Below are 24843 nucleotides of genomic sequence, written 5' to 3' on the forward strand. Positions count from 1 at the left end.
GAGAAAGAGCTAAATGAACAATCGTTTAGCAAACTCTGTCAATCTAGGCTTTAGTCGGAACATTACTTTACATGAACAAGCTTCTAACCAAACTTCACCGCTGGGTAGGTTTTCCTGTCGGTATTTTATTTGTGATCACTTTTGCTACGGGTTTTCTTACCTCGATTGATGAATTAGCCATACGTTTTAATCAAAGTATGACTGTCGCGCCTCAATCAAACTTGACATTAGAAACAGCTGAATTATATCGCCCACTTAGCTTACAAGAAAATGCCGAAGCATTAGCAACAATAACAACTAAAAATAAAGGCGTAACACGTATTAGCCTGCCTAGCGAGCAAACGCCGTATTATCAATTAGAATCAAAAACTGATCAGTGGTTGTACAGCCTTAACCCACCCTATATTGAAAGCCACATCACCATAGAAAACGATGGTTTTTTTCGTACAGTTTTGCAATTACATCGTAATTTTCTATTAGGAAAAGAGGGCTTTCTTAGTATTCAAGGTAAACATTATGCGGCTTGGGTTGGTTTAATTGCCGTTATTTTAAGTTTAATAGGTTTGTGGCTTTGGTGGCCTAAACGCCGACTCTTTAATATTAAAGACATTTTTCCGCGTGGTAAAAAGCGCAAAAACTTATACGGTAATCACACTTCTGCAGGAGTTATTAGTGTTTTAGCCATCGTTATTTTAGGGTTAAGTGGCGCTTCAATAACCTATAAAGACGTCGCTAAAAACCTATTAGGTGTTGACGTAATCAAGAATAGTAAACCGACAACTACTACAGCCAAAAAAGTGAATAACCAAAGTGCGAATAAAATCGAGAACAGCAATAATTGGGGTAATTGGCTACAAACAGCTTACCAACAAATGCCTGAAGGTTCGGTACTTACAGAAATAAGATACCCAAGAAATAAACGTCAAAAAGAACAATCAAATAACGATAAATCAATAATAAAAGTTAAAAAAGAGCAAACCGCTAAAGTGCTTACTTTTAAATTCATCACTCCAGACAGCTGGCTTGGTTTAGCACACAGTAGTGTTAGTATTAATACCAAAACAGCTGCTGTGGATAAGGTGACTTTATTTAACGACTTCACCACAGGTGAAAAAATATATGCGTTATTAAAGCCTTTACACACAGGTCACGGATTACCGCTTTTCTATGTTTTCATTCAATTCATGTTTGGCTTAATCGGCAGCATTATGGTGGCTACAGGCGTGATAATGTTTATTACCAAGCAGCGGAGAAAAAAGTAAAAAAATTTAATTTGTGATACTTCTGTGAATAAATAATGTCATTATCAGGTCTTATAACTACGAGCTAAATATTGCTGCAAAAACGCAGCTATTTAATTCAATCTTATTTAATAAAAGATTGATAAGAATTTGATATGAAATTGGAGACACAAATGTCCTACAAATTATTGTTATCGAGTACTCTCATATTATTACTTACGGCATGTGGATCGGGTGATAACAACACCTTATCTCCTGGCGCCTCTACTGATAATTCACCCGACGATATAACCCCATCATCTCCAGAAGAAACCGTTTATACCGGTGTATTTTTAGATTCAGCCGTACAAGGTTTACATTACACAACCGCCACACAAAGCGGAACTACCAACGAGCAAGGTGAATTTGATTTTCAAACCGACGAAACAATTACTTTTTCAATTGGTGGTATAACCCTTCCGCCAACGCCAGCAAAATTATACTTAACACCATTATCTTTATATCAAACCGATGATATTAACCAACTGGAAGTGGTTAACCTTATTCGCTTATTGCAAACCCTTGATCTAGATGGTGATGCCAGTAATGGTATTGAAATAACAGAGCAAGCTCATCAATTAGCTACCAACTTAAATATTGATTTTTCAGGCGATGATTTTGATCAACAGGTAGCTGATTTTATCAACCAAGCAGGTAGCGCTCACCAAACATTACTAGCAAATGACGAGGCCATTGCTCATTTTCAATTAACCCTTAACGACATTAATAATAAAGAATTAAACAGTTGTACAAGCACACATGAAAAAATAGGCTACTCAGGTTTCTTTAACACGATATCGCACAATGTTTCTGGCAAAGCGACAATTATTGATGATTGCACTATAGAAATTAGTCAATTTAGTTATGATGGCGGCGGCCCTTTGGTGTATTTTTATGGAGCTACTGACCATGAATATGCTGGTGATAACGCTTTTCGCCTTGGAAATTTATTAACGGGCACCATCTTTAACGACGCGACAATCAGCATTACCCTGCCGCAAGGGAAAAGCTTAGACGATTTAACAGGCTTGAGTGTTTGGTGTGTTGATTTTAATGCTAATTTCGGCCAAATGGAATTTACACCTTAGGTTATCCTTAGTAAACGCATTAGCTTACGTCTTAATACTAGGCTAATTGCTCGCTTATCCTAACCATTAACTGCCCCTAGCTAGGCGCACTAAGATCAGGCATAATCCCAAACAATTTATTTACTTTATAATAACTTTTTTGTTTGGGTATTAACTATGATTTACAGCATGACAGCGTTTTCACGCGTAGAAATTAAAGGTGACTGGGGTAACGCAGTTTGGGAAATACGCTCAGTTAATCAACGTTTTTTAGAAACTTATTTCCGCCTGCCTGAACAATTTCGTGGCATCGAGCCTGTTTTACGCGAACGTTTTCGTAAACAACTTAATCGTGGCAAAGTAGAATGTAACTTACGTTTTAACGCTAATGTTGAAAGCAAAGGTGAACTAGCCTTAAACGAAAAATTAGCACTACAACTTATCGAACACGCCAACTGGATTAATGAACAAACACTTAACAGTCAAGTAAACCCGCTTGAAGTAATGCGCTGGCCAGGTGTTATGGAATCTCCAGAAGCTGACATGTCAGCTATTCAAGCGGAATTAATTGCCGCGTTTGACCAAGCGCTTAAAGACTTCATAGCTGCTCGCGCCAGCGAAGGTGAAAACCTTAAAGTCATGATTGAACAACGTCTTGATGCAATTTCAGCCGAGGCAGACAAAGTACAAACATACATGCCTGAAGTGATTGAATGGCAACGTAACCGAATTATTGAAAAATTCACCGATGCAAAAATAGATTTAGACTCAGGCCGAGTTGAACAAGAGCTAGTGTTACTTGCGCAAAAAATGGATGTAGCCGAAGAGCTTGATCGCCTAAACAGCCATGTGAGCGAAACCAAGAAAATCTTAAATAAAGGTGGCGCTCAAGGTCGTCGTTTAGACTTCATGATGCAAGAGTTTAATCGCGAAGCGAATACCCTTGGCTCAAAATCAATTAACACCGACATCACCGCCAGCGCGGTTGAATTGAAAGTTTTAATTGAACAAATGCGCGAGCAAATTGCCAATATTGAATAGTAAATTATTAATTGTTCTTGTAACTAAAAAACCTCGTTATACGAGGTTTTTTAGTTTTTAACGATGGAGTTAAACGCTTATATATTTAACCCACAAACATTAATACTGATAAGAAACCGATAATCTAACCGTTCTTGGTTCAAGTACGTGGTAGTGAATATCATCAACACCTTCGCCACTAGGATCAGAGCTTAAACGTGAGCCGTAGTAGTAATCTATGTCGTGGTCATCGCTATCAAGTAGGTTGAAAATATCTACTTTGAATACCCAATCATTTACTTCATAACCCGCTCGCATGTTCACTACGGTACTTGGCTCTGAGGTAACTGAACCATCTTCAACTAATGGGCGTTCGCCAAAGTAACGTACTCTGACATTACCAAACCAACCATTGTCATATACTGCACTAACGCCAGCTTGAACCACTTGGTCTATTGCGCCGGGAATTTCATTGCCTTCAATACTAAAGTCACTGAATTCTGCGTTGGTGTAGGCGTATTCTAAATCAGCCGTCCAAATATCTGAAATATGGTAGTAAGCGGTTAATTCTACTCCTTGGCGATCTGAGCCACGACTTGCTTCTGTGCCGCCAGCATCTCCAATAAAGAGTAATTCGCTATCTAGCTCTAAATGCCATAAGGCAATTGAGGTATTTAAGCGGTCGGTGATAAAACCTCGTAAACCAATTTCATAACCTAGTGAGGCAACCAGTGGGTCAACACTTTCTACTGAATCTCCACTAATAGGATCTACTTCAATAGTAGTGCCGCGGGCATCGTTTGAATGGAAGCCTTGGCCAATAGAGAAGTAGCTTTCCCATTCATCATTAAGTGTGTAAATAATGCTAGCTTTAGCAGACAATATTCCGTCATTATCTTTGCCGTCATTTTGAGTTAAGTCAGTGCCGTAGCTATTTTCATCAATTAACGTGTTAACATCAAAGCTGTAATAGTCGTAACGTAACCCTAATACGGTACGGAATTTATTGTTCCATTCAATTTCATTTTGCCAGTATAAACCGATACTTAACTCATCAACTTGATCACTACGTATTGATTCTAAACGTTGTCTGTCTTGCGAATGATACAAACCCACTTCAGCAATATCGTCATAACGAAGATCTAAACCAAACAGGTTGTTCATTGGTTTACCGAAGAATTTGTTGTCTTGTATATACCTGAATGTACCGCCGTAAATATTACGTTCATCACGTTGTTCAAATTGATCGCCGTTGGTTTCATTTTCTAAATAGTAGGTGAAGTTCGACCAAAGCGTCATGTCATAGCCAATAGCATAAGCTGACACATAAAAATTATCATTTTCCCATGACGTACTTAAGCTGTAACGACTTGATTCACCACCTACGGTTTCATCTAACGAGCCAAGCTCATCAATTATGCCGCTATCCACCGCGCGTGTTGGTATTTGGTCAGCGCTGTTCCAGCTGTTGTCATAGCCCATAAAGGTTACGTTAAAATCACCGTCATTTAAGCGACGTGTATGCTTGAGTAATACGTTAACTTTACTTAAATCTTCGTCGATATCTGTCCATGGGCCATCATTAGTATTTAGTTCTAACGCATAAAGCCAATCACCGCCTGCGGCATTAAAGCTGTCTTGATTAACTAAGCGTGCGTAATCATTTTCGCCCAAAGTTAACTCAACAAAACCTTTTTCTGTTTTATCAAGGGTGAACATTTCGGCGCTACCTGCACTGCTAAAGTCACCCACTTCGGCGTAATAAGCGCCCTTTTTATAACTTAGGGATTCAATCGTTTCCGAAATAATAAAGTTAAGATCTGTATAGCCTTGGCCGTGACCATGAGTACGCATATTAACTGGCATACTATCAATGAAGGTAGAAAAGTCAGTACCGTGATCAAGGTTAAAACCTCTTAAAAAATACTGATTAGCTTTGCCTGTACCGCTATGCTGAGTAACTACCATACCGGGTACCAACTCAAGTACATCACCGGTTTTTAATAAAGGTCTTATGGCAATTTCTTCTTGCCCGACTATGCCTTGAGAAGCTGAAATAGCAGAGCCAAGTAAATTAGTATTTCGCCCGGTAACCGTTATTTGTTCTACGTCATTACCCACTGTATTACCTACTGTATTACCTACTGTATGGTCATGATGATTTTCCGAACCAACTAGTTCATTGGCCTGACCTAGTGTTGATAATAATAAGAAGCTACTACAAAATGCTCGTTTCATTTCTATTCCTGTAAAGAGAAAAACGTTGAAAAGTGATGTTATTTTTTGTTGTTTCAAATAAAATATTGAATTAGTTATGATTAGCGTATCAACAGATATGAATACCGAGAATAGGTCGGTTTTACATGGTTTCAAAAATTGCTTCTAAAAATGGCGGTCTTATTGGCTGGCTAGGTATAAAAAGACAAGCATCTTCGACACCCGTATTAGGTGAGCGGGAATTAGCGGTACTTGAAACTTTATGGAACGAACAAACGGAACCAGCACTTTCTGCACAGCAAATTCTTGAAAAACTACCTAACTCAACCATCAGCTTAAATACCGTACAAAGTACTATTGAGCGATTACACCGTAAAAATGTGTTACTGCGAAAAAAACAGGGCCGCGCGTATTTTTATCAAGCGGCGATCAGTAAAAGTGACATTATTCATAATTTGTTAAGTGATATTACTAATGAGTTAGCGCAAGGTGATATGTCGCCAATGATTTCTGGCTTTTTGAAGTTTTTATCAAACGAAACAAAAGAAAATAAACAGTCTGTAATGGATGAGTTAAAAACCTTGCACGCTGAACCCGACATAAAGACTACCGATAAGTCAAAAGATTAGACTCATAAGTTATGTTTTTCACAATCGCCCCTTATATTGAAGCACTACTCGCCTTTTTCACAATCACCTTAATATCGTCTTTGATTAGTGCCTTTAGCTATCGTTATTGCTATGCGTTAATACAACATTTTTCAGGGGCATCTCGGGCAGCAGCTATTTTTATTTATGCTTTATTGGCGCCTGTTGTTGGCTTATGGAGCACAACTTTACTCGTATTCCCTTCGCTCTCGACTCTCATTATTCCAGAACATTGTCATGATGGTGTTTGTAGTTCGCACTCCCCTTCTGTTGCTTTACATTCAGTTATTGGTGGCGGTTTCGCCATTTTATCGACACTTATCATAATCACCTTAATACTCACTTTTTACTTCAATTTACAGCGTTATCAACAACAGTTAACAACGTTAGATAAATTATCTAACGTAGTTAGTGATACAAATTACAAAATTATTGATAACCCTACTTTAGTTGCTTGGAATGCAGGTTTGTGGCGAACTAAAATATTTATATCGCAAGGTTTGAAATCAGCTTTAACAACTGATGAGTTGAACGTGGTGGTTGCGCATGAGGTCTGTCATGGTTTTCAACATGATAATCTGCGTAAATTGATTCTTCTGTGGCTAAGTAAAGTTTGGTTAACGAATAAAGCTCAACTTCGTTATGATTTTAATCTCGCTTGCGAGCAAGCATGTGATTTATATGCCGCCAATGAAGTATCTAGTTCTACTCAAGTAATTAATACCATTGAAAAATATGCAGGGTTAGCTAAAGAGCCCACTATAACTAACTCATATGCTAAACAAAATACCACGCAAACTAATCAGAAAAGCGCTGTACATGGGTATGATGGAGAGGAAGTACGTCAACGTATTAACTTTTTAAATCACCCCATAAAGCAAAGCAATAAAAGTATCACGCTAATGATTGTCTGTGGACTTTTATTCAGCCAAGTAGTGATCTTCACCATGATATATCACTTAGGGTTAGATCACTTTTGGTTAAGCTAAACCGCTAATCAATAGTGCTCGACGATATCCTTAACTGAGGCATTAGCTAAGGCGCATTTCGCTCAGTTGGTGTTTTGGTGAAATCGCCAACCATATTATGCGGATTAACTACTTCGCGGTGATCTTTAGTCGCCTGTGCCCACCAAGTCAGTTGATTAAAAGTTCTACCTAAATAATCAAACCAAGATGCTTGTTCTTCACCTACTTGCATTGAGCCATCTTCAGTAAAAACTTCTTGTGCTTTAGGGATATGAATCATTGCTGAAACGGGTAAACAGCCTAACTCGGCAAGGTAGGTTCGCATATTAACCGCGGCGCGCATTCCGCCCCATTGCCCTGCTGAATAAGTGACAATAGCACTTGGTTTATATGAGAACAAAGAACTTCCAAAATGATTAAGTAAGTTCGCTAATGCTGGGCTCATTGAGTGATTATACTCTGGGCTGATCATAACAAAGCCATCTGCGGCAGCTATTTTATCTGCCAAGCTATTTAATGGTGCAGGGGCTTTACCTGGTAAATAAGAAAATTGCGGTTTGAAAATAGTTTCTAACGGGTAATCAAGCGGGTCTATTAATTCTATTTCATGATCGCTATAACGCTCTTTTAAACATTGCATACATGCTTTTGCTACACGTAAACCAAGACGCGCAGGTTTTGGAGGGGTACTTTCACGCACTGTACCTAAAAAGACGAGAAATTTCATCATTGAACACCTATTGTTAGTTAACCTGAACTCGGATTAATAAATCTTTCTCTAGCAGTTAATTATCCTGATTTCATCGTTAAATTTACTTGCAATAGCCTTGCTATTGACGCGAAATTTGCCTTGAATTAAGAATAATTATCTAGCTAGAGCCGAAGAATAATGTTTTTATTAGTCTATTCAATTAATTAAAATCTCTTAAACCGAGCTCAGGTTAGTTATCGAAATACTACCTTGTGTTATAACATCATAACATTTGCATTCTATTTTAAGGATATTTTCATCATGATCACACTTTCCCAAGAGCAATGCCGCGTTATTGGCGTAATGTTAGAAAAAGAAACCACCACGCCAGAGCAGTACCCCTTATCGTTAAACGGTATTACTACAGGTTGTAATCAAAAAAGTAATCGTGAGCCTGTGATGTCACTAACCGAAAGTGATGTGCAAAATATTGTTGATGAATTGGTACACATGAACCAGCTGATGGTTGATACAAAAGCCTCAACTCGCGTTAATAAATATTTCCATCGTTTTTGTGACACTGAATTCGGCAATTTAAAATTTACGCCACAACAACGAGCTATTATTTGTGTGTTATTACTTAGAGGGCCGCAAACTCCTGGCGAGCTAAGAACCCGTACTAACCGTCTAGCTGACTTTTCTGATGTAAGTGAAGTTGAAGCCACATTAGCGCAATTAGCGGAATTAAATGGTCAATGCTTAATTAAAAAGCTTGCCCGAGAACCAGGTAAACGTGAGTCTCGTTATATACATTTATTAACTGAAATAAGTGACGACTATAATATTGATACGAATTTTGAAAATGTGCTAACAGCAACTGATGTTGACACGCCTACAGAGACACCAGAAACAGGAACGTCAGCAACAAGTCATGACCAACTTAACCAAAGAGTGACCGAGTTAGAGCAGCAAGTAGCACTACTTACTGAAAAATTAACCCGCTTAAATACATTGAATGACACTTATTAATAAGTCGCTGGGCGCATAATGTATAACAGTATAAAATACGCTACAAAATATATGATGGAACTCTAAGCCTTATGGGTAACTCTTTACTGTTACTAAGCTTTTTTATTTTTTCGTTACTCTCTACGTCGGTAAACGCGGAAACAACAAAAATTAAAGAAGAGCAAATCTCCGTTGCTGATAAAAATAATGAGCCTGCAATTACCCTAACTGCGGGGCAACAAAAACAGTGCGCTCAATTTTGTAGTGCAATAACTGCCAATGAAACATATAAGCAACAAGTTAAGCAAAGACAGAATCCTAAATCCAATATTGCTTATGAGTCGGTTGACCCTAAACCTTTACCCGCGAAAAAAAGATGGACAGATTTTTTACCTATTCTAGGAGAAAAATCCCGTGAAGCAGGTTATGTACTGCCGCTGCCAATGGGGATTTCGGTTATTGGTTTAACACAAAAACAACCTTTTACTGTTAATAACATTGCTTTAGAAATTGACGGAAAACCTAATGAAAGAATAAATGATTTAATTGACGAATCTATTGAAGCTAAAAACCTTATAGTAACCAATACCGCCTATAATTTGCGCTTAGACGCGTGGATTTTACCCTTTTGGAATGTTTATGGTGTGCTAGGTAAAGTACAAGGCGAAGCAAATCTTGAATTAGAAGTTGATTTAGAAATACCTACGTTAATATTAACCGCTGCTAATATTGGCAATGGCGCAGCCGAAAAGCGCTGTAACAGTATTGATTTACCATACTCAGGACCTGCACCCGGTAACTGTTTAGTGACGAACAGTGGCTATCCAACTCGTTTAAACTATCACGGAACCGTCACAGGTTATGGCACCACCATTGCGGGAGGTTATGGTGATTTTTTTGGTATGTTTGATGTTAACTTCACCCAAGCAGATATTAATATTGCCGTAAAAAATACTAAACAAACAGTTTATTCTGCCCGTATAGGCTGGAATGGAAAAATTAATAGTTACCATGGTCAATTTTGGGTAGGCGCTATGAAGCAAGATATAAAACAACAACTTGAAATATCATCACCTGAAGCTCCCAAGGTAATTATACTTATAGACCAAGAAGTAAGCTCGCCATTGAACTATCTTATTGGTGGCCAATGGAACATCTCAGAAGAATGGGCACTTATCGCTGAAACAAGTTTTGCCTTTAGTGATAGACAGCAATTTATGATGCAATTAGGTTATCGCTTCTAAAACAAATACCATTTACCTTACCACTGCCAGGTTTTATATTTGGCGGTTCATATCCTATAGCTACACTTAAACGGAACAACTCATGTCAGATAAAGCCAATAATACTGAGAGCCTCACTACAACTCTTACTGATACCGCCAAAGACGCTGCGGAACTTCCAGCCGAGCTCTTACGGACCGAAATAGAATATGCTAATAAAATTTATCAAATAGCGATCGATTTTTTTACACAATACAGTTTTCAATTAGTAGGCGCCTTTTTTATATTTTTATTTGGCTTCTACCTTGCTGGTAAAGTTGCAAAAGGCGTTTTAAAGCTTTGTGAAAAGAAAAACCTTGATGTTACTTTAAGTCATTTTGTTGCCAGCCTGACTAAAATCATAGTAATGATGGTCGTGGTGGTTATTGTGTTAAGTAAAATAGGAATTAGTGTTACCCCATTAGTTGCCGCCATTGGCGCTGCATCTTTTGGTGCTGTATTGGCTTTACAAGGTTTATTATCTAACTATGCTGCAGGTTTTAATATTATTATGACCCGCCCATTTGTGGTTGACGACACCATAGAAATACTTGGGGTGACGGGTATAGTGCAAGAAGTAAGATTGGGTTTTACTCTACTTAAAGATGAAGACGGCGCGTTAATCACCATTCCTAATAAACACATAGTGGGTGAAGTAATGCTAAACTCGCAAAAAGACAGCTTATTAAAATTGTCTGTTGGTGTGTCATACCAAGATAACCCGTTAGACGCTGTTACCCTTATTGAAAACACTTTATCAAGCCTTGATATATATACCGATAAAACTCGCATACAGGTTGGTATTGATGAATTTGCCGATAGTGCTATTACTATTGGCATTAGACTTTGGATACCAACCAATAATTTATATTCGATAAAATATGCGGCGTATAAAGCTATTTACTTAGCGTTTGAGCAAGAAAAAATTACTATTCCTTTCCCGCAACAAGATATTCATATTATTGATAATCAAGTTAAATAACTTGAATTCGAGATAAGCAAAATGCTACAACAGCGCTAATTATGCGTATTTCTGCGTTGTGAAAACTCCCAATAACCAGTTATTGGCTTCGTTTTCTCGCCTTGAACTACGAATAATTAAAACTATTGTAGAGGTGTAACAATAACTAATTGATATTATTAGGTTATACATATTCATTATCCCGAGTTCAGGTTAAATAACTTGAGTTCGGACTAAATACGCATTCGATTAAATGCGTAAATGCCTGAATAAAAATAAATCTGCAATGAATACACCAATACCGTTAAGCGATCTTAACGGTATTTTTATTTGCGGCTTTAGCGTCAAACAGTGCATCTTCAAGGTTATGCAACAAGTCTTGCAAAGTTAATCCTTTTTGCCAAGTAGCAAGCCCCATGCTGCAAGTGATGGTGTCGGTGGTGAAAAGCTGATTAGCGATAATTTCACGTAAATTATTGGCAAGTTCAAACGGTGATTGTATATCATTAGGTAAAACGAGAATAAAATTATCACTATGCCAATGAATGAGTTTTACTTTGTCAGGGATGTTTTTTTGAATAATCACCACTAAACTAATTAATAGTTCGTCACCAACACTTGGCCCATAAGCGTCATTAATTCGTTTAAAATTATCTAGGTTTAACTGTAGCAAGCTAAACCCCTCGCCTGTTTGTATCGCTTTAGAATAACGACGATGTAATATCGCCTGGCCTGCTCGTCTATTTAAAGCGTAAGTGAGTGGGTTTCTTTTTGACAATTCTTCAAAAGCTTTAGTTACTTGGCTTAACTCTACTAATCGGCGGTAGGTAAAAATACCAAGACTTAACGTCAAAGTAGCTGCTAAGGGTAATAATTCATCAAGCTCTAAATATTCATGTGCGTCAACAAAACCAACTAACCACTCAAAGGTGTCAAAATAAATAAAGCAAATAAAAAATACAGCATTTATGCCAAGTAACCATAAAGCATCACTAGTAAAAGCACTTCGATGTAAGTATTTATAATGTAACATTGTTAGCCGTTAGCCCACAGTAATGTATAAGCTTACTATCATTAACTAAAAACGAGCTAAATGCGAGTAGTTTACAATCAATATTGTTCTGATTATGCGTTACACCCATTATGCGCCATAGTAGTTATATGGCTACTATTTTATAAGCACAGCGCCTAGCCCCTGTAATAATATGGCTATCTCGTGTTACGTTGGCAATATCAGTAAACAGCCATTGAAATATCTCTAATTCTGATTGGCAAAAACTGTGGTTTTTAGTCGCTGCGGCGCGAATAGGACAATGATTTTCAATTAACCAAAATACGCCATCATGCTTTTCAACTACGGCCATAAACCCTTCACTACTCCTTAATCTAGCTAAGGTTTGCAGCTTTTCTGCAATACCGTACCTGTCGGCCAAAGCTAACTGATAATTCGATTTTTCTTGCTCTGCTTGACGGGTAATAATTTTTTCCATACCGTCATCACCAAATAAGCTAATTATAGAACCAATTAATGCTACCGATAATTTATCATGGCGATCGGCAAAACGACTATTTCCTTGCGCAGTTAAAGACCAAGAGCGTGTAGGCCTGCCCCTTGGCGCTTTTTCATCTTTAAATATCACATCACCAGAATCTTCCAACCCTTGCACATGCTGTCGTACGGCCATAGTGGTAAAACCTAACTCTTGGGCCATTAATTTTGCGGTTAATGGCCCTTGGGTTTTTAATAACTGAATAATTTTTTCTTGGGTTTTCATTAGGTATTTGCTCAAAATAATGACTGAGTTTATTGCTAGGTATTTTACACTCGTAATGCGTTGCAAAAACAATCTCAAAAGATAAACATACCCTAGTACAACATAACAACTTTAAGTAATTCTCAATATAGCTTAAAATTCACCACTAATTGTTATCATTTCAATATTTAAGGTTTTCATGCGCAAGTTTCATTGGCTTTTAATTTTTCTATTTTTATCCGGTTGTGCCACTTTAGGTGTCATGGAATTTGATAAACTTTATGGCGTTAGCAATGTTGAAAATAGGCTCGATCAACCTAAAGCAACAGCTATACAAACAATGCATTTTAATGACACCATCAAGCCACTTATCGAAAATCGTTGTGTGGTTTGTCATGGTTGTTATGACGCGCCATGTCAATTAAAAATGGAAAGTCGCGCAGGTATTGAACGCGGTGCTAGTAAAGCACAAATTTATGGTGTAGAGCGCTTTAAAAATGCCAAGGTTACTGAAAACATTAGTGATATCCCAGGGTTAACTGCTCATGATTTAAACGCATTACGTAAAGAAGGTTTTTTTCCTATTCTTAATGAGCGCAACCAAACAGAGCAAGCTAACACTCAAGCAAGTCTGTTTTATCAAATGTTACAATTAAAACAGCAAAATCCATTACCAAAGAGTAAATTACTCGGTGATAACTTTGATATTTCACTTAATAGAAGCCAAGAATGCGCGACCATAGAAGAGTTTGAAGATTATAAAAATGATTATCCACTTGGTGGCATGCCTTATGCGCTACCAGGATTATCAACAGCTGAACATACAGAATTAACTGATTGGATAGCCCTAGGTGCTGTTATGCCAGCGCCTATTCCACCAAATGCACAAGAACAAGCAATGATTGCTCGTTGGGAAAAATTACTCAATGGTACATCACCTAAAGAACAGTTAATCGCGCGTTATATATATGAGCATTTATACCTAGCCAATTTATATTTTGATGAGCCACAAACAAGCTACTTTAAGTTAGTACGTTCAAGAACGCCTAGCGGCGAACCAGTAGATCTTATTACTAGCCGTCGCCCATTTTCATCTCCGTATGCAGACGGCAAAACTCAACCGACTCTCAATAAACCAGACGTGTTCTATCGACTGATTAAACATACCGACACTGTTATTGTTAAACGTCATATGCCGTATCCTTTTGGTGACGCCAAGTTCACACGCATCACAGAATTGTTCTATAAACCAGATTATGCGGTAACTAGCCTACCTGACTATGAACTTATTAATGCGTCGAATCCTTTTAAAACTTTTGCCGCGATACCCGATAAATTTCGCTACCAATTTTTATTAGACCAAGCAGAGTTCTCGATAATGAATTTTATCAAAGGTCCTGTTTGTCGTGGTCAAACTGCATTAAATGTTATTGAAGATAACTTCTGGGTATTTTTTCTAAACCCAGATAGTTTTAATCGCTTTAAAACTGAAACATTTCTCAATGATAATGTTAACTTATTACAGCTACCTGCAGGCAGCAGTAATGAGACCTTACCGATATGGTACTGGCGCCAATATGCTAAAGATCAAAAAGAATACATTAAGAATAAATTAAATTATTTGGAGAAACTCAATTTAGATGAGAATGAAATAAACCTTGATTTAATTTGGTCAGGTAATGGCAATCCTAATGCAACATTAACTGTATTCAGACACTTTAATAGCGCTACTGTGGTAAAAGGTTTTGTTGGACCAACACCTAAAACAGCTTGGGTGATCAGCTATCCATTACTAGAACGTATTCATTACTTATTAGTCGCTGGTTTTGATGTTTATGGCACCGTAAGCCATCAACTAGAAACGCGCTTATACATGGACTTTTTACGAATGGAAGCAGAAAGTAATTTCATTATGTTTTTACCTAAAGCACAACGTGAAGCAATACATGCATCTTGGTATGTAGGTACTAATGATGAAATTAAAGACTATATTTTCTCAGATGAGTTTTATCAGACACCTCAAACAGGTATCGATTTTAAAACCACAGATCCTGAAAAAGAATTCTTTAAACTAGTCGGCGAATATACACATAATGCACAAGTGAGCACTTATAATTTAAGCTCATTACCTGAAGATAACACTGACAAGGTTATGGCGGGCTTACGTAAAATACCTAATATCAATGTACATTTATTAGCACAAGTAAGTTTTGTAATGGTCAGTGATGGTGATAAAAATCAGGTTTACTCTTTAATTAACAATACCGCACATACCAATGTTGCAGGACTGTTTTTTGAAGATGACCGCCTTGATCCTAGCGAAGATACTTTAGCTGTTTTACGTGGTATTGTTGGTAATTATCCTAATGCCTTCTTTCAAGTAAACAAATCACAACTTGATCAATTTGTAAGCGCCTTAACAAGTATAAAAACAGAGCAAGACTACAGCGAACTTAAAGACCAATTTGGGGTACGCCGTACTAGTGCTGATTTTTGGTCGTATGCAGACCAATTGCTTATTTGGTATAAAGCTAATCAGCCTAAATCAGCTGGGATACTTGATTTCAATCGCTTAGAAGATCGTTAATTTATTCATTTACGGTCAAGTTGATTGAAAAGTTAACTTAAAAATCAATTGAAAAAACAGTAGAAAACAAGTGAAAACCACAACCTAAAAAGCGGTTGATTGTTAAGGCAGTCAACCGCTTTTTTGTCTCAACTAATTTTTATCTCAACTAATTTTATATCTCAACTATTAGTGCAAATCCAATTAAATATATGCTTTATAGCATCTGAAGATGATTTATTTATTATTTCAATTGGTACTTTATTTGAGCAATTTTTCTTTGTTTAAAATAAATATCCTAACATTCTGAAACTACTATAAATTGTACTCCCCACCAAAAATAAACACTAATGCGAATGGTTATCACTCGTGATCTCATTTGTTTTGATGTATCTTACGCGCAAATGATAATCATTGTTATTAACGAGTAACCAGGTGTATAAATATGGCTATTAAGTGTTTAGCTATTAGTTCTTTTTTAAGTTTTGCTGTTAGCGGGTTTGTTGTAAATATTGCTAACGCTGAAGCCTCAGAACCTACTGAGTCCACTGTTCTCAAGAAAGAATTAACATCGAAAAAGTATAAAGCCAACGAAGTCATTGTTGTCACAGGCACTCGTACACCAAAACTATTATCTAACTCTCCTGTTAAAGTAGAAGTTATCGACCAAGAGCAAGTAGGCTTACTAACTCAAGGTACTATTGCTCAAGCTCTTAATTTTATTCCCGGTGTTGTGGTTACTCGTAACGCTAAAGATGGTTACAACATTCAAATGCAAGGGTTTGACGGCGATAACGTACTTATATTATTAAATAGCCAACCATTAATTTCGCCAACAGGCGCCGCGGTTGACCTTGACCAAATTAGTGCGCAAGACATCAAACAAATTGAAGTTATTCGTGGCGCGTCATCGGTAATGTGGGGCAGCTCTGCTATGGGCGGCGTTATTAATATCATCACTAACAAACCCGAGACTAATCAATTTAACATCGGCTATCAAATTGGTAGTTACACGCAAAATGCTATTGAAGATGATCCTTACGCACAGCAACTACGTTTAGGTGGAACACTGTATGCTGCGGGTTGGCGTTATCAACTTAGCGCATTAGCAAAACAATACCCTGGTTTTGATTATGATAACGACCATAGCTCAACCCCTGCAGGCGATTTAGACAAAACCTTCATTAACTTTTCTACTTCAGGACAAATCAGCACAGTTGAAACATCAATTGCCTATCAATTCTTTGAAGAGAGTAAAAGTAAAAATACTGGACGAATTGCAGGGCAAAGTACCTTAGAAACTTATGTTTCGGAAGTAAAACAGCAACAACTTGACCTTGATTTCAGCAATGAGTTAACCAACCCACACACCAAAACACAGCGCCAATGGCAAATAAACAGCCGCATAATGCAACATGTAGAAGCCAGTGGTCGTAGCGGTAGTTTACGCGATGCTGACATTGGTTTATATGAACTAAATGGCAAGTACATTTGGTCAACTGACAGTTTAGAAGTTGTTTCTGGTGGCTTATTGCATCAAGACACATTAGAACAAACAAAGCGATCTGACGGTAGCAAAGAGGTTCCTGCTACCAGTAAAGAAAGTGCTGAAGCTTTTAGCCAACTGAACTGGATTAATAAAAACAGTCAATATTTATTAGGCTTACGCGTACAACAAGATTCTGATTTTGGGTTTTATTCGGCGTTGCGTGTTAGCGGTATGAATGACTTACTCAGCGATAAAAACAAACTAAAATGGCGTTACGGCATTGGTCAAGGTTACCGCGTACCAACACTAAAAGAGCGCTACTACCAATTTGATCACAGCTCCCTTGGTTACAAAGTTTACGGTAGCGACGATTTAACACCTGAAACTTCGGTAACCGCCAATACATCACTTACCTTTGAGACCAGCTTTAAAGATAGCTTTATGGGTAGTTTTGACTTGAGTAGTGACCTTAATATTTATTACACCCAAGCAGAAGGGTTAATTGATACCGAAGTCGATCCAGAGCGATCTATTATCGAAGATTTAGATATCTCGGTTTATACCAATATCGACCAAGCTATTTTAAAAGGCTTCGACTGGTCGATAGGCGCAACATACACACAATGGGTAAGCCAACTTAACTACAGTTATTTAAGTGCCAAAGACGATGAAGGTATACGCCTAGAAGGACGCCCTACTCACCAAATTAAAGCCAATATAGGTTACACGCCTAGTCGTTTTAACATCAACAGCATGCTGTATTTAGTGTACCAAAAGGGTGAAGCGATACCCGCTGAAAACTACGAAAATGGCACCTTAAATAATGGTTGGTTTACTGTCGATTTTAAAATTAGCCAACAACTAACTAAACATTTTTCATGGCGCTTAACCTTAGACAACCTATTAAATCAACATCAAGACACTAGTGCTGTAAACAACCAATTATTTGATGCTAGACCTGTTAGCAGCCGTTTTGTATCACTTGGGATAACTTACCAGCTCTAATAACTGAGTAAAAAACATAACAAATATCGTACACCATAATTTTATAAACAACTTAAACATTTTAGGAAATTTAACATGAATAACAAATCATTAGTTTTAACGTCACTCTTAGCTACATTAGCCCTAACCGCTTGTGATAGCGACACAATAGAAGAAATTGAAGCCGACATAAAAGATGAGCTTAATTTAAATGACGACGAAACAACAGAAGCAACCATTTACGGCCCTTATTCAACAGGTTCAGTGTCAGAGCCAAGCTTTGTATATTTTGATTTAGAAACAATGAGCGAAGTAAGCTTAACAAAAGAGCAAGCTAAAACTGATACCCAATGGGATTTAGCTTTTAGTCGAAGTGATGTTTACTTAAATAACGCCGATAGTGAAATGCCTGTATCCGTTTACTTTACAGATAAAAACAGTGATTTTTTCGATGCTGATGGTAATGCCATTGCCGATAAATTCCTTAACGCTACACCAGAGAGTGAGCTAGAAGACTTTACAGCGGTAATGTTAAGTGACGTACCAACCGACAGTGAAATGTTCAAATCTGATGAAACCAAAAGTATTATCGCCGATTTTTATGCTTATAACGTAACAACACATCAAGTATCCGCTGATCCTAGCCATGCTTACATTGTTAACTCTGACGATACTTTCTCTAAATTCAAAGCAAGCGCATTAACTACTTCTACTTCAGGTTATGGCATTGCTGCAATTACCTTAACCTACAGCAACCAAACCAGTGCAGATACTGCTTTTGCGGCAACAGAAACCGATCTTGTAGTTGATGCTGCCGCTGCTTGTGCAGGTTTTGACGGTGTTTATGTTGATTTTGAATTAGGTCAAGTAGTTAGTGCGAGTGATGCATGGGACATAAGCTTACCGTGTAATGAAGCTAAAACAGAAGCAAGCTTTGAAATTAACATTGCCGAAGATAGCACTGCGATGCAAGATTTTGACGATTCATTTCCTGAAATTGACCCCGCAGCTATGCGTTATTACGACTTTGAAGAAAACCAATACACAGTACGTGCTTTTGACGAAACACCTTGGACTCAATACGGCTTAAACGGTGGTCATACACTTTGGTCTCAGTACGGTGTTTACATCATCAAAACAGCAACTGCTAGCTACAAACTTCAGCTAACAAGTTACTACAACGCTGAAAACGTTTCTGGCAACATTTCATTCAGAGCAGAAGCATTGAAGTAAGTTGTATAACAACACCATACCTAATTACCTTGATAACTGCTTTGCAAACTATGTAGTTATTAAGGTAGTGAAAAATGTAGTTAGTCATGGTTTTTATATTAAGTGATTACACCATTTGAAGATGATTTATTATTTCAATTTTTATAATCACTAATATCGTAAAAACATCAATAATCGTCCTTATTTAGAAGAGCAACGAGAGCATCTATGATTTATCAACTTGAACAGGCAATGTATCAATTGTCTGAACTATTTATGGCACCGGTACTTATTTTGATTGCCGCATTGTTTATCTACTCCCTGTTTGCCACAGGTCAGTACATCATGCAAACCATTCAACGCAAACAAAACCAACAGCAATTCTATAATCTATTAAATAGCGAACTTGGTGAAAACAAAGCGTTAAACCTAGTAGGCTACCCACTATCGCAACTTGCCAATAATCACCCAAGAGTAAGTAAAGACCAATTAGACGTTAATGCGCTAACCCAACTTGAAGGTGTTCGTAATGTAAGTCGTTTAGCGCCAATGTTAGGTTTAATTGCCACCATGGTACCAATGGGCCCAGCACTTAAAGGTTTAGCCGACGGTAACATTCAAGGTATTAGTGAAAACCTCATCGTCGCTTTTTCTGCGGTAATTTTTGGTTTAGTTATCGCCTCAATTACCTTCTGGATAGCCTGTGTTAAAAAACGTTGGTTAGCCGAAGAGTTAGTCGCATTAACGCCATTATTACAAGAGTCAAAATTACAGGCTCTACAAATGATGAACTCATCTGAATCAACGAATACCAAAAACAAGGTAGAAGCGTCAATTCAAGGAGCGTCAAATGCGGCTGCTTGATGAAGACGAAGGCATCAACCCTGCACTTTCTGTCGTTAACTTAGTTGATGTTTTTTTAGTATTGGTTGCCGCCTTATTAATTGCTATTGCCCAGAATCCAATGAACCCGTTTATGGCGGAAGATGTCACTGTGATCAAAAACGCCGGCAAAGAAGACATGGAAATTATTGTTAAAAAAGGCAATAAAATCGAAAGCTTTAAAAGCGATGGTAAAACTGGCAGCGGTAGCGGTAAAAAAGCCGGAACCGCGTATGAAATGGCCGACGGCTCCATCATTTATGTAGCAGAGTAATAAACTTGCTAGTTGAGCTTTAGCTATACCCCGTAAACAAAGCTCAACTACTTTGATTTCAAGTTGTAATTTATTTCAAAAAAATAAAAAAACAGACGCTTAACTTGAAACTTACTTTACAAATTAACTTACCACTTACCTTATAAATAAGTAACTTATGAAATTTATAGATAATATATCAAACCTATTAACACTGGGCTTACGATCACTCGTTAAGCTCAGTGTTGTATTCAGTCTGATGTTTTCACTGATGCTAACCGCTAACGCGGCAACTGCAGATAACAGTGCTAATACAGCAACAACAGAGGCAACTGCAGCAGAAAATACCACCAAAGTATTATTTATTAGCGGCAGACATTCAAACAAAGCCAAAGTAACATTACTAAAAAAAGCTGCAGATGCTAGCCAAACCGTTACTTGGGATATCAGTCAAAAGTCGTCAAAAGCTTTAACCGACAACCAAAAAACGGCAGAGCTATTTGCACAATACGACCTAGTGATTTTAGACTCGGTATCTGCAAACTCTGCAGTAAAAACCTATGAAAGCATAATGCCAAGCATTGCCATGTTAGCGGCAAGTGGCGCTAACACTAAGTTACTTGCTTTTCACTTGGCAGCTTCAGGCGGATTAAAAGACGTTACAGCCGAGCAATTAAACACGGTTTACACTTATTGGGACAATGCTGGACGCGCCAATTTAACCAACCTATTAGATTATGTTGCTAAAGACGTATTGGCGTTAAATGATGCACAAACCGTTAAAGTAACAGCGCCAATTATCTTTCCAAGCCAAGGTATTTATCACCCAAATCAGCCTAACTTAATGAGCGACTCTTTAGCCAATTATCAAGAGTGGATTGCACCAAAAGAAGGTCAATTGAAAATAGCCTTATTAATGCAACGCGCTTCAATTGAAACCGAACAAACGACCGTAGTAGACCAAACTATTAGCCGCCTTGAAGCTAAAGGTGCTTATGTCGTGCCGTTCTTTTTTGAACTAAGCCCGCGCAGTGGCGATTACTCAAAATTATTACAACTAGACCCAAGCACAAATAAAACTGACGTAGATCTGATAATCAACTTCCGTAACATTCACTGGGCAAGTAAACGTAAAGCTGAATTTGAAAAATTTGGCGTACCTGTTGTACAAGCCTTAACTTATTATGATGGCGACCAAAAAGCATGGGAAGCAAGTGAAGCAGGTATAGCACCAGGCATGATGTCGTTTATGTTGGTATTACCTGAATCAGCAGGTGCAATTGACCCAACAATTGTTGCTGCAATGAATCAAACCACTCATCAAGTTGAAGTGATTGATTATCAATTAGATTTTCTTGTAGAACGCGCAATTAACTACGCTAAGCTTTCGCAAATGCCAAATAGCGATAAAAAGCTAACAACTATGTTTTGGGGCGATCAAGACATGGGAGCATCATTTTTAAATGTGCCTGAAAGTTTAGCCTCTATTAGTAACCGTTTAAACGATGAAGGCTACAGCATCGAAAAAGTAGACGCGCAATATTTTATTGACCGCGTAGACCCGATTTTAAACCCTTTCTACCGTGACTTTGAATTAGAAGCTTTATTAGAAAATGATCTAGCAGAGTTATTACCAGTACCAGAATACAAGGCATGGTTAGCGACAATTCCGCAAGCAACCGTTGACAGCATTAATGCACAATGGGGACAACCAGAAGATAACTTCATGGTAGTAAATCGCGATGGCGTACATTACTTTATTATTCCGCGTATTAAAAACGGTAATATGCTGATTTTACGTCAACCGCCTCGTGGTGACAGTGCTGATAAAGAACAAAGCCTATATCACAACACTAAAATACCGATGAACCATTATTATTTAGCAGCGTATTTTTATGCGCGCGAATATTGGAACAGCGATGCCTTTATCCATTTAGGTACGCACGGTACTCATGAATATTTACCGGGTAAAGACCGTGGTTTATCTCGTTACGACGGTGCTAACTTATCAACTGGAACTTTACCGGTTATGTACCCTTACATCGTTGATGATGTAGGTGAAGCTATGCAGGCCAAACGTCGTGGTAATGCCGTAACTATTGGTCATATGACACCGCCATTTGCAGCAGCAGGCTTACAAGGTGTAACTGCCGATATGCATACCTTAGTAGACCAATATCGTCATATTGATACCGGTGGTGTAAAAGAAAAAACCAAACAGCAGATTATCGACTTTTGTATCAAAGAAAACTTATGCAAAGATTTAAACTACGAATTAGCACAAATTAATGAAGATTTTGATACCTTCTTAGAAGACTTACACAGCTATTTAGAAGAATTAGCGGCCTCTAACCAACCACTTGGTTTACACAGCTTTGGTGAATTGTCTGAGCAACGTTTAATTATTTCAACCGTAGGTCAAATGCTAGGCACTGAATTTTTAAGCGTTGCTTCTGAGTTTGAAAAAGATCATTACGAGATTGAAGACGAGCACGACCATCATCATAATGACGAACATAGTGATGAGCACAAAGGTGAACACAGTGATGAACATGCTGATGAGCACAGTGATGAAAAACATGAGGAAGGTAAAGCCAAAACTCATGACGATATTTCTGATGGTTTAATGCATTTTGTAAAAGAAGATTTAGAACAAACAGCAGGTTACAAAACACTTCGTGACTATGTTATTAATGCTAATGACACTGACTTTAACGATCTTAATGACGAAATAAAACCTTTCATTTTACAAGCGCAAGAATACTATAAAAATATTGTCAGCATCCAAGAGTTAGACAACTTAGTTGCGGGTTTAAATAACCAATATATTGCCCCTAAAAATGGTGGTGATCCAATTCGTAATCCAGCATCACTACCAACAGGTTTTAACTTAATTGGTTTTGATCCATCACGCTTACCAACCAAAGCCGCTTATGAGCAAGGTAAAGAATTAGCCACCGAAGTTATTGCAAACTACTACCAAAAACATGGTCAATACCCAGACAAATTAGCGTTCTCGTTATGGTCGGTAGAAGCCATGCGTCATTACGGCGTACTAGAAAGTCAGGCACTTTACGCTATGGGTATTAAACCTAAATGGAGCCCTGACGGACGCGTAATCGGTACCGAAATAATTCCTTACAGCGAACTTAAACGCCCGCGTGTTGATGTTGTATTATCTGCAACAGGTTTATACCGTGATGCATTTCCAAACGTGATGGCAATGCTTGCTAAAGCAATTAAAGAGCTGACTGAATTAAAAGAAGAAAGTAACCCACTTTGGCGCAATTACATTAGAGAAAATAGCGAAAAAGTTAAAGCGCAATTAGTTGCCGAAGGCGTAGAAGAAGACGAAGCAGAATATTTATCAAGCATTCGTATTTTCTCAAATACTTTTGGTGATTATGGCTCAGGTGTTGATGGCCCAATCATGAACAGTGATACCTGGGAAACAGACAAAAAAATTGCTGACAACTACCTAGCAACTATGGGTAAACATTTCGGTGCTGATACCTCTCGTTGGGGCGAAGAGGTTGATAACCTCTACGCTAAACAGTTATCAGGTACTGACGTTGCCTTATTCGCACGTTCATCAAACCTATACGGCATGATCACCTCAGACGACCCATTTGAATATTTTGGTTCATTAGCCTTAGCGGTTCGTAATATTGACGGCAAAAGTCCTGAAATGATGATCAGTAACTTACGTAATACCAAAAAGGTAAAAATGGAATTAGCCGCAGATATGCTTGCTAAAGAATTACGTACTCGTAACTTCCACAAGCGTTGGATCAGCGAGATGCAAAAAGAAGGTTACAGCGGCGCGGTTACTATGTCGGGCAACCTAAACAACTTCTGGGGTTGGCAAGTAGTTGACCCTGACGTTGTACGTGACGACCAATGGGACGAGTTTGCTGACATTTACGTAAACGATAAGCTAGAGATGGGTCTTGATGAATGGTTTGAACAAGTAAACCCGAAAGCGCTCGCCAACATGATGGAACGTATGCTTGAAGCTGAGCGCAAAGACTACTGGGAAACTAGCGACGAACGTTTAAAGTCTATTGTTGAGAAATACATTGAACTTGTTGAAAAATACGACCTTATTGTAATGAACGATGCAGTACGTGAACATGCCAATGAATTAGCCGCAGGTTTTGGTTTACAACCACTGCAAAATGCTAAAACAATGCAAGACATGACAGCACAAAAAATCAAACAAAAAGAGTTAAATGCGCAGCAAGCACAAGCCAACGAAGCCGAGCAAGTTGAAGGACAAAAACTTGAAAAGCAAAACAAGCAAGATGACGTAGAGCCTGATAACTTTGTTTGGCAAGCTCTTGGCGCTATGTTGTTCATCATCCTTCTAGGTGGTTTTTACCAAAGGCGCAGCGGAAAACGTCCTATAAGTATAAGCTTAAACATAACGAAATAAATGTTCACTTAGCTTTTAACATTAGCGTTAAGTCACTTAATGGCGATAATTTACTGGTAATGTACCAGAAAAATTATCGCCATTTTTTCGTTACAATAAAATGATGCTTGCTGTAGTTTTGCTTTGTTTTATTTTAAAGCCTTCTGG

Annotated in this window: 18 protein-coding genes; 14 read left to right on the forward strand and 4 right to left on the reverse strand. The window is 38.0% G+C overall.

Annotated elements, in window-relative coordinates; translation table 11 throughout:
• Window positions 1-71: 71 nt before the first annotated feature.
• The 3 genes from CWS31_RS12740 (at window position 72) to CWS31_RS12750 (ending at window position 3388) form a co-directional block, all read left to right on the forward strand.
• Complete coding sequence (locus tag CWS31_RS12740; RefSeq protein WP_101342635.1) at window positions 72-1262, forward strand: PepSY-associated TM helix domain-containing protein; 1191 nt, start codon at window positions 72-74, stop codon at window positions 1260-1262.
• Between the two features lie 152 nt (window positions 1263-1414).
• Window positions 1415-2368, forward strand: coding sequence for a DM13 domain-containing protein (locus CWS31_RS12745; protein WP_170252869.1), 954 nt, complete (start codon window positions 1415-1417; stop codon window positions 2366-2368).
• Window positions 2369-2524: 156 nt separating this feature from the next.
• The gene (locus CWS31_RS12750) at window positions 2525-3388 is read left to right on the forward strand and encodes a YicC/YloC family endoribonuclease (RefSeq protein ID WP_101342637.1); all 864 of its coding nucleotides are present in this window, start codon (window positions 2525-2527) and stop codon (window positions 3386-3388) included.
• Window positions 3389-3487: 99 nt separating this feature from the next.
• Here the strand turns inward: CWS31_RS12750 and CWS31_RS12755 are convergent, their stop codons facing one another.
• The gene (locus CWS31_RS12755) at window positions 3488-5605 is read right to left on the reverse strand and encodes a TonB-dependent receptor (RefSeq protein WP_101342638.1); all 2118 of its coding nucleotides are present in this window, start codon (window positions 5603-5605) and stop codon (window positions 3488-3490) included.
• A 125-nt stretch (window positions 5606-5730) separates the two neighbouring features.
• On the opposite strand from CWS31_RS12755, the gene CWS31_RS12760 reads away from it, so the two are divergent.
• Together CWS31_RS12760 and CWS31_RS12765 are read left to right on the forward strand one after the other, a co-directional pair.
• On the forward strand, window positions 5731-6213 hold the full coding sequence (locus tag CWS31_RS12760; protein ID WP_101342639.1) for a BlaI/MecI/CopY family transcriptional regulator: 483 nt from the start codon (window positions 5731-5733) through the stop codon (window positions 6211-6213).
• An 11-nt stretch (window positions 6214-6224) separates the two neighbouring features.
• Complete coding sequence (locus CWS31_RS12765) at window positions 6225-7220, forward strand: M56 family metallopeptidase (RefSeq protein WP_101342640.1); 996 nt, start codon at window positions 6225-6227, stop codon at window positions 7218-7220.
• 46 nt (window positions 7221-7266) lie between these two features.
• Here CWS31_RS12765 and CWS31_RS12770 read toward each other — a convergent pair whose 3' ends face one another.
• Entirely contained in the window at window positions 7267-7926 is a 660-nt protein-coding gene (locus tag CWS31_RS12770; RefSeq protein WP_101342641.1) for an NADPH-dependent FMN reductase, read from the reverse strand.
• Window positions 7927-8211: 285 nt separating this feature from the next.
• On the opposite strand from CWS31_RS12770, the gene CWS31_RS12775 reads away from it, so the two are divergent.
• From CWS31_RS12775 to CWS31_RS12785, 3 genes are all read left to right on the forward strand, one after another.
• Window positions 8212-8919: a YceH family protein gene (locus CWS31_RS12775; RefSeq protein ID WP_211355833.1), complete on the forward strand. Its 708-nt coding sequence runs from the start codon at window positions 8212-8214 to the stop codon at window positions 8917-8919.
• Window positions 8920-8990: 71 nt separating this feature from the next.
• Window positions 8991-10142, forward strand: coding sequence for a hypothetical protein (locus CWS31_RS12780; RefSeq protein WP_101342642.1), 1152 nt, complete (start codon window positions 8991-8993; stop codon window positions 10140-10142).
• An 82-nt stretch (window positions 10143-10224) separates the two neighbouring features.
• Window positions 10225-11142 carry a mechanosensitive ion channel family protein gene (locus CWS31_RS12785; protein WP_101342643.1) on the forward strand — a complete coding sequence of 306 codons (918 nt, stop codon included), beginning with the start codon at window positions 10225-10227 and terminating at the stop codon, window positions 11140-11142.
• A gap of 283 nt (window positions 11143-11425) precedes the next feature.
• Here the strand turns inward: CWS31_RS12785 and CWS31_RS12790 are convergent, their stop codons facing one another.
• On the reverse strand, window positions 11426-12154 hold the full coding sequence (locus tag CWS31_RS12790) for a GGDEF domain-containing protein (RefSeq protein WP_101342644.1): 729 nt from the start codon (window positions 12152-12154) through the stop codon (window positions 11426-11428).
• A gap of 124 nt (window positions 12155-12278) precedes the next feature.
• Window positions 12279-12896: a helix-turn-helix transcriptional regulator gene (locus tag CWS31_RS12795; protein WP_101342645.1), complete on the reverse strand. Its 618-nt coding sequence runs from the start codon at window positions 12894-12896 to the stop codon at window positions 12279-12281.
• Window positions 12897-13137: 241 nt separating this feature from the next.
• Here CWS31_RS12795 and CWS31_RS12800 point away from each other — a divergent pair, with 241 nt between their 5' ends.
• The 6 genes from CWS31_RS12800 (at window position 13138) to CWS31_RS12825 (ending at window position 24696) form a co-directional block, all read left to right on the forward strand.
• The gene (locus CWS31_RS12800) at window positions 13138-15462 is read left to right on the forward strand and encodes a fatty acid cis/trans isomerase (protein ID WP_170252871.1); all 2325 of its coding nucleotides are present in this window, start codon (window positions 13138-13140) and stop codon (window positions 15460-15462) included.
• 424 nt (window positions 15463-15886) lie between these two features.
• A complete protein-coding gene (locus CWS31_RS12805) occupies window positions 15887-17935 on the forward strand; it encodes a TonB-dependent receptor plug domain-containing protein (RefSeq protein ID WP_101342647.1) in 2049 nt (682 codons plus the stop codon).
• A gap of 75 nt (window positions 17936-18010) precedes the next feature.
• On the forward strand, window positions 18011-19147 hold the full coding sequence (locus CWS31_RS12810; RefSeq protein WP_101342648.1) for an HmuY family protein: 1137 nt from the start codon (window positions 18011-18013) through the stop codon (window positions 19145-19147).
• Window positions 19148-19354: 207 nt separating this feature from the next.
• A complete protein-coding gene (locus CWS31_RS12815) occupies window positions 19355-19990 on the forward strand; it encodes a MotA/TolQ/ExbB proton channel family protein (RefSeq protein WP_101342649.1) in 636 nt (211 codons plus the stop codon).
• A complete protein-coding gene (locus CWS31_RS12820) occupies window positions 19977-20282 on the forward strand; it encodes a DUF2149 domain-containing protein (protein WP_101342650.1) in 306 nt (101 codons plus the stop codon). The genes CWS31_RS12815 and CWS31_RS12820 overlap by 14 nt, the downstream gene beginning before the upstream one ends.
• Before the next feature lie 157 nt (window positions 20283-20439).
• Complete coding sequence (locus CWS31_RS12825) at window positions 20440-24696, forward strand: cobaltochelatase subunit CobN (RefSeq protein ID WP_101342651.1); 4257 nt, start codon at window positions 20440-20442, stop codon at window positions 24694-24696.
• The last annotated feature ends 147 nt before the right edge of the window (window positions 24697-24843 follow it).

Origin of the sequence: Colwellia echini (genome assembly GCF_002843355.2) — a bacterium.
GTDB lineage: Bacteria > Pseudomonadota > Gammaproteobacteria > Enterobacterales > Alteromonadaceae > Colwellia > Colwellia echini.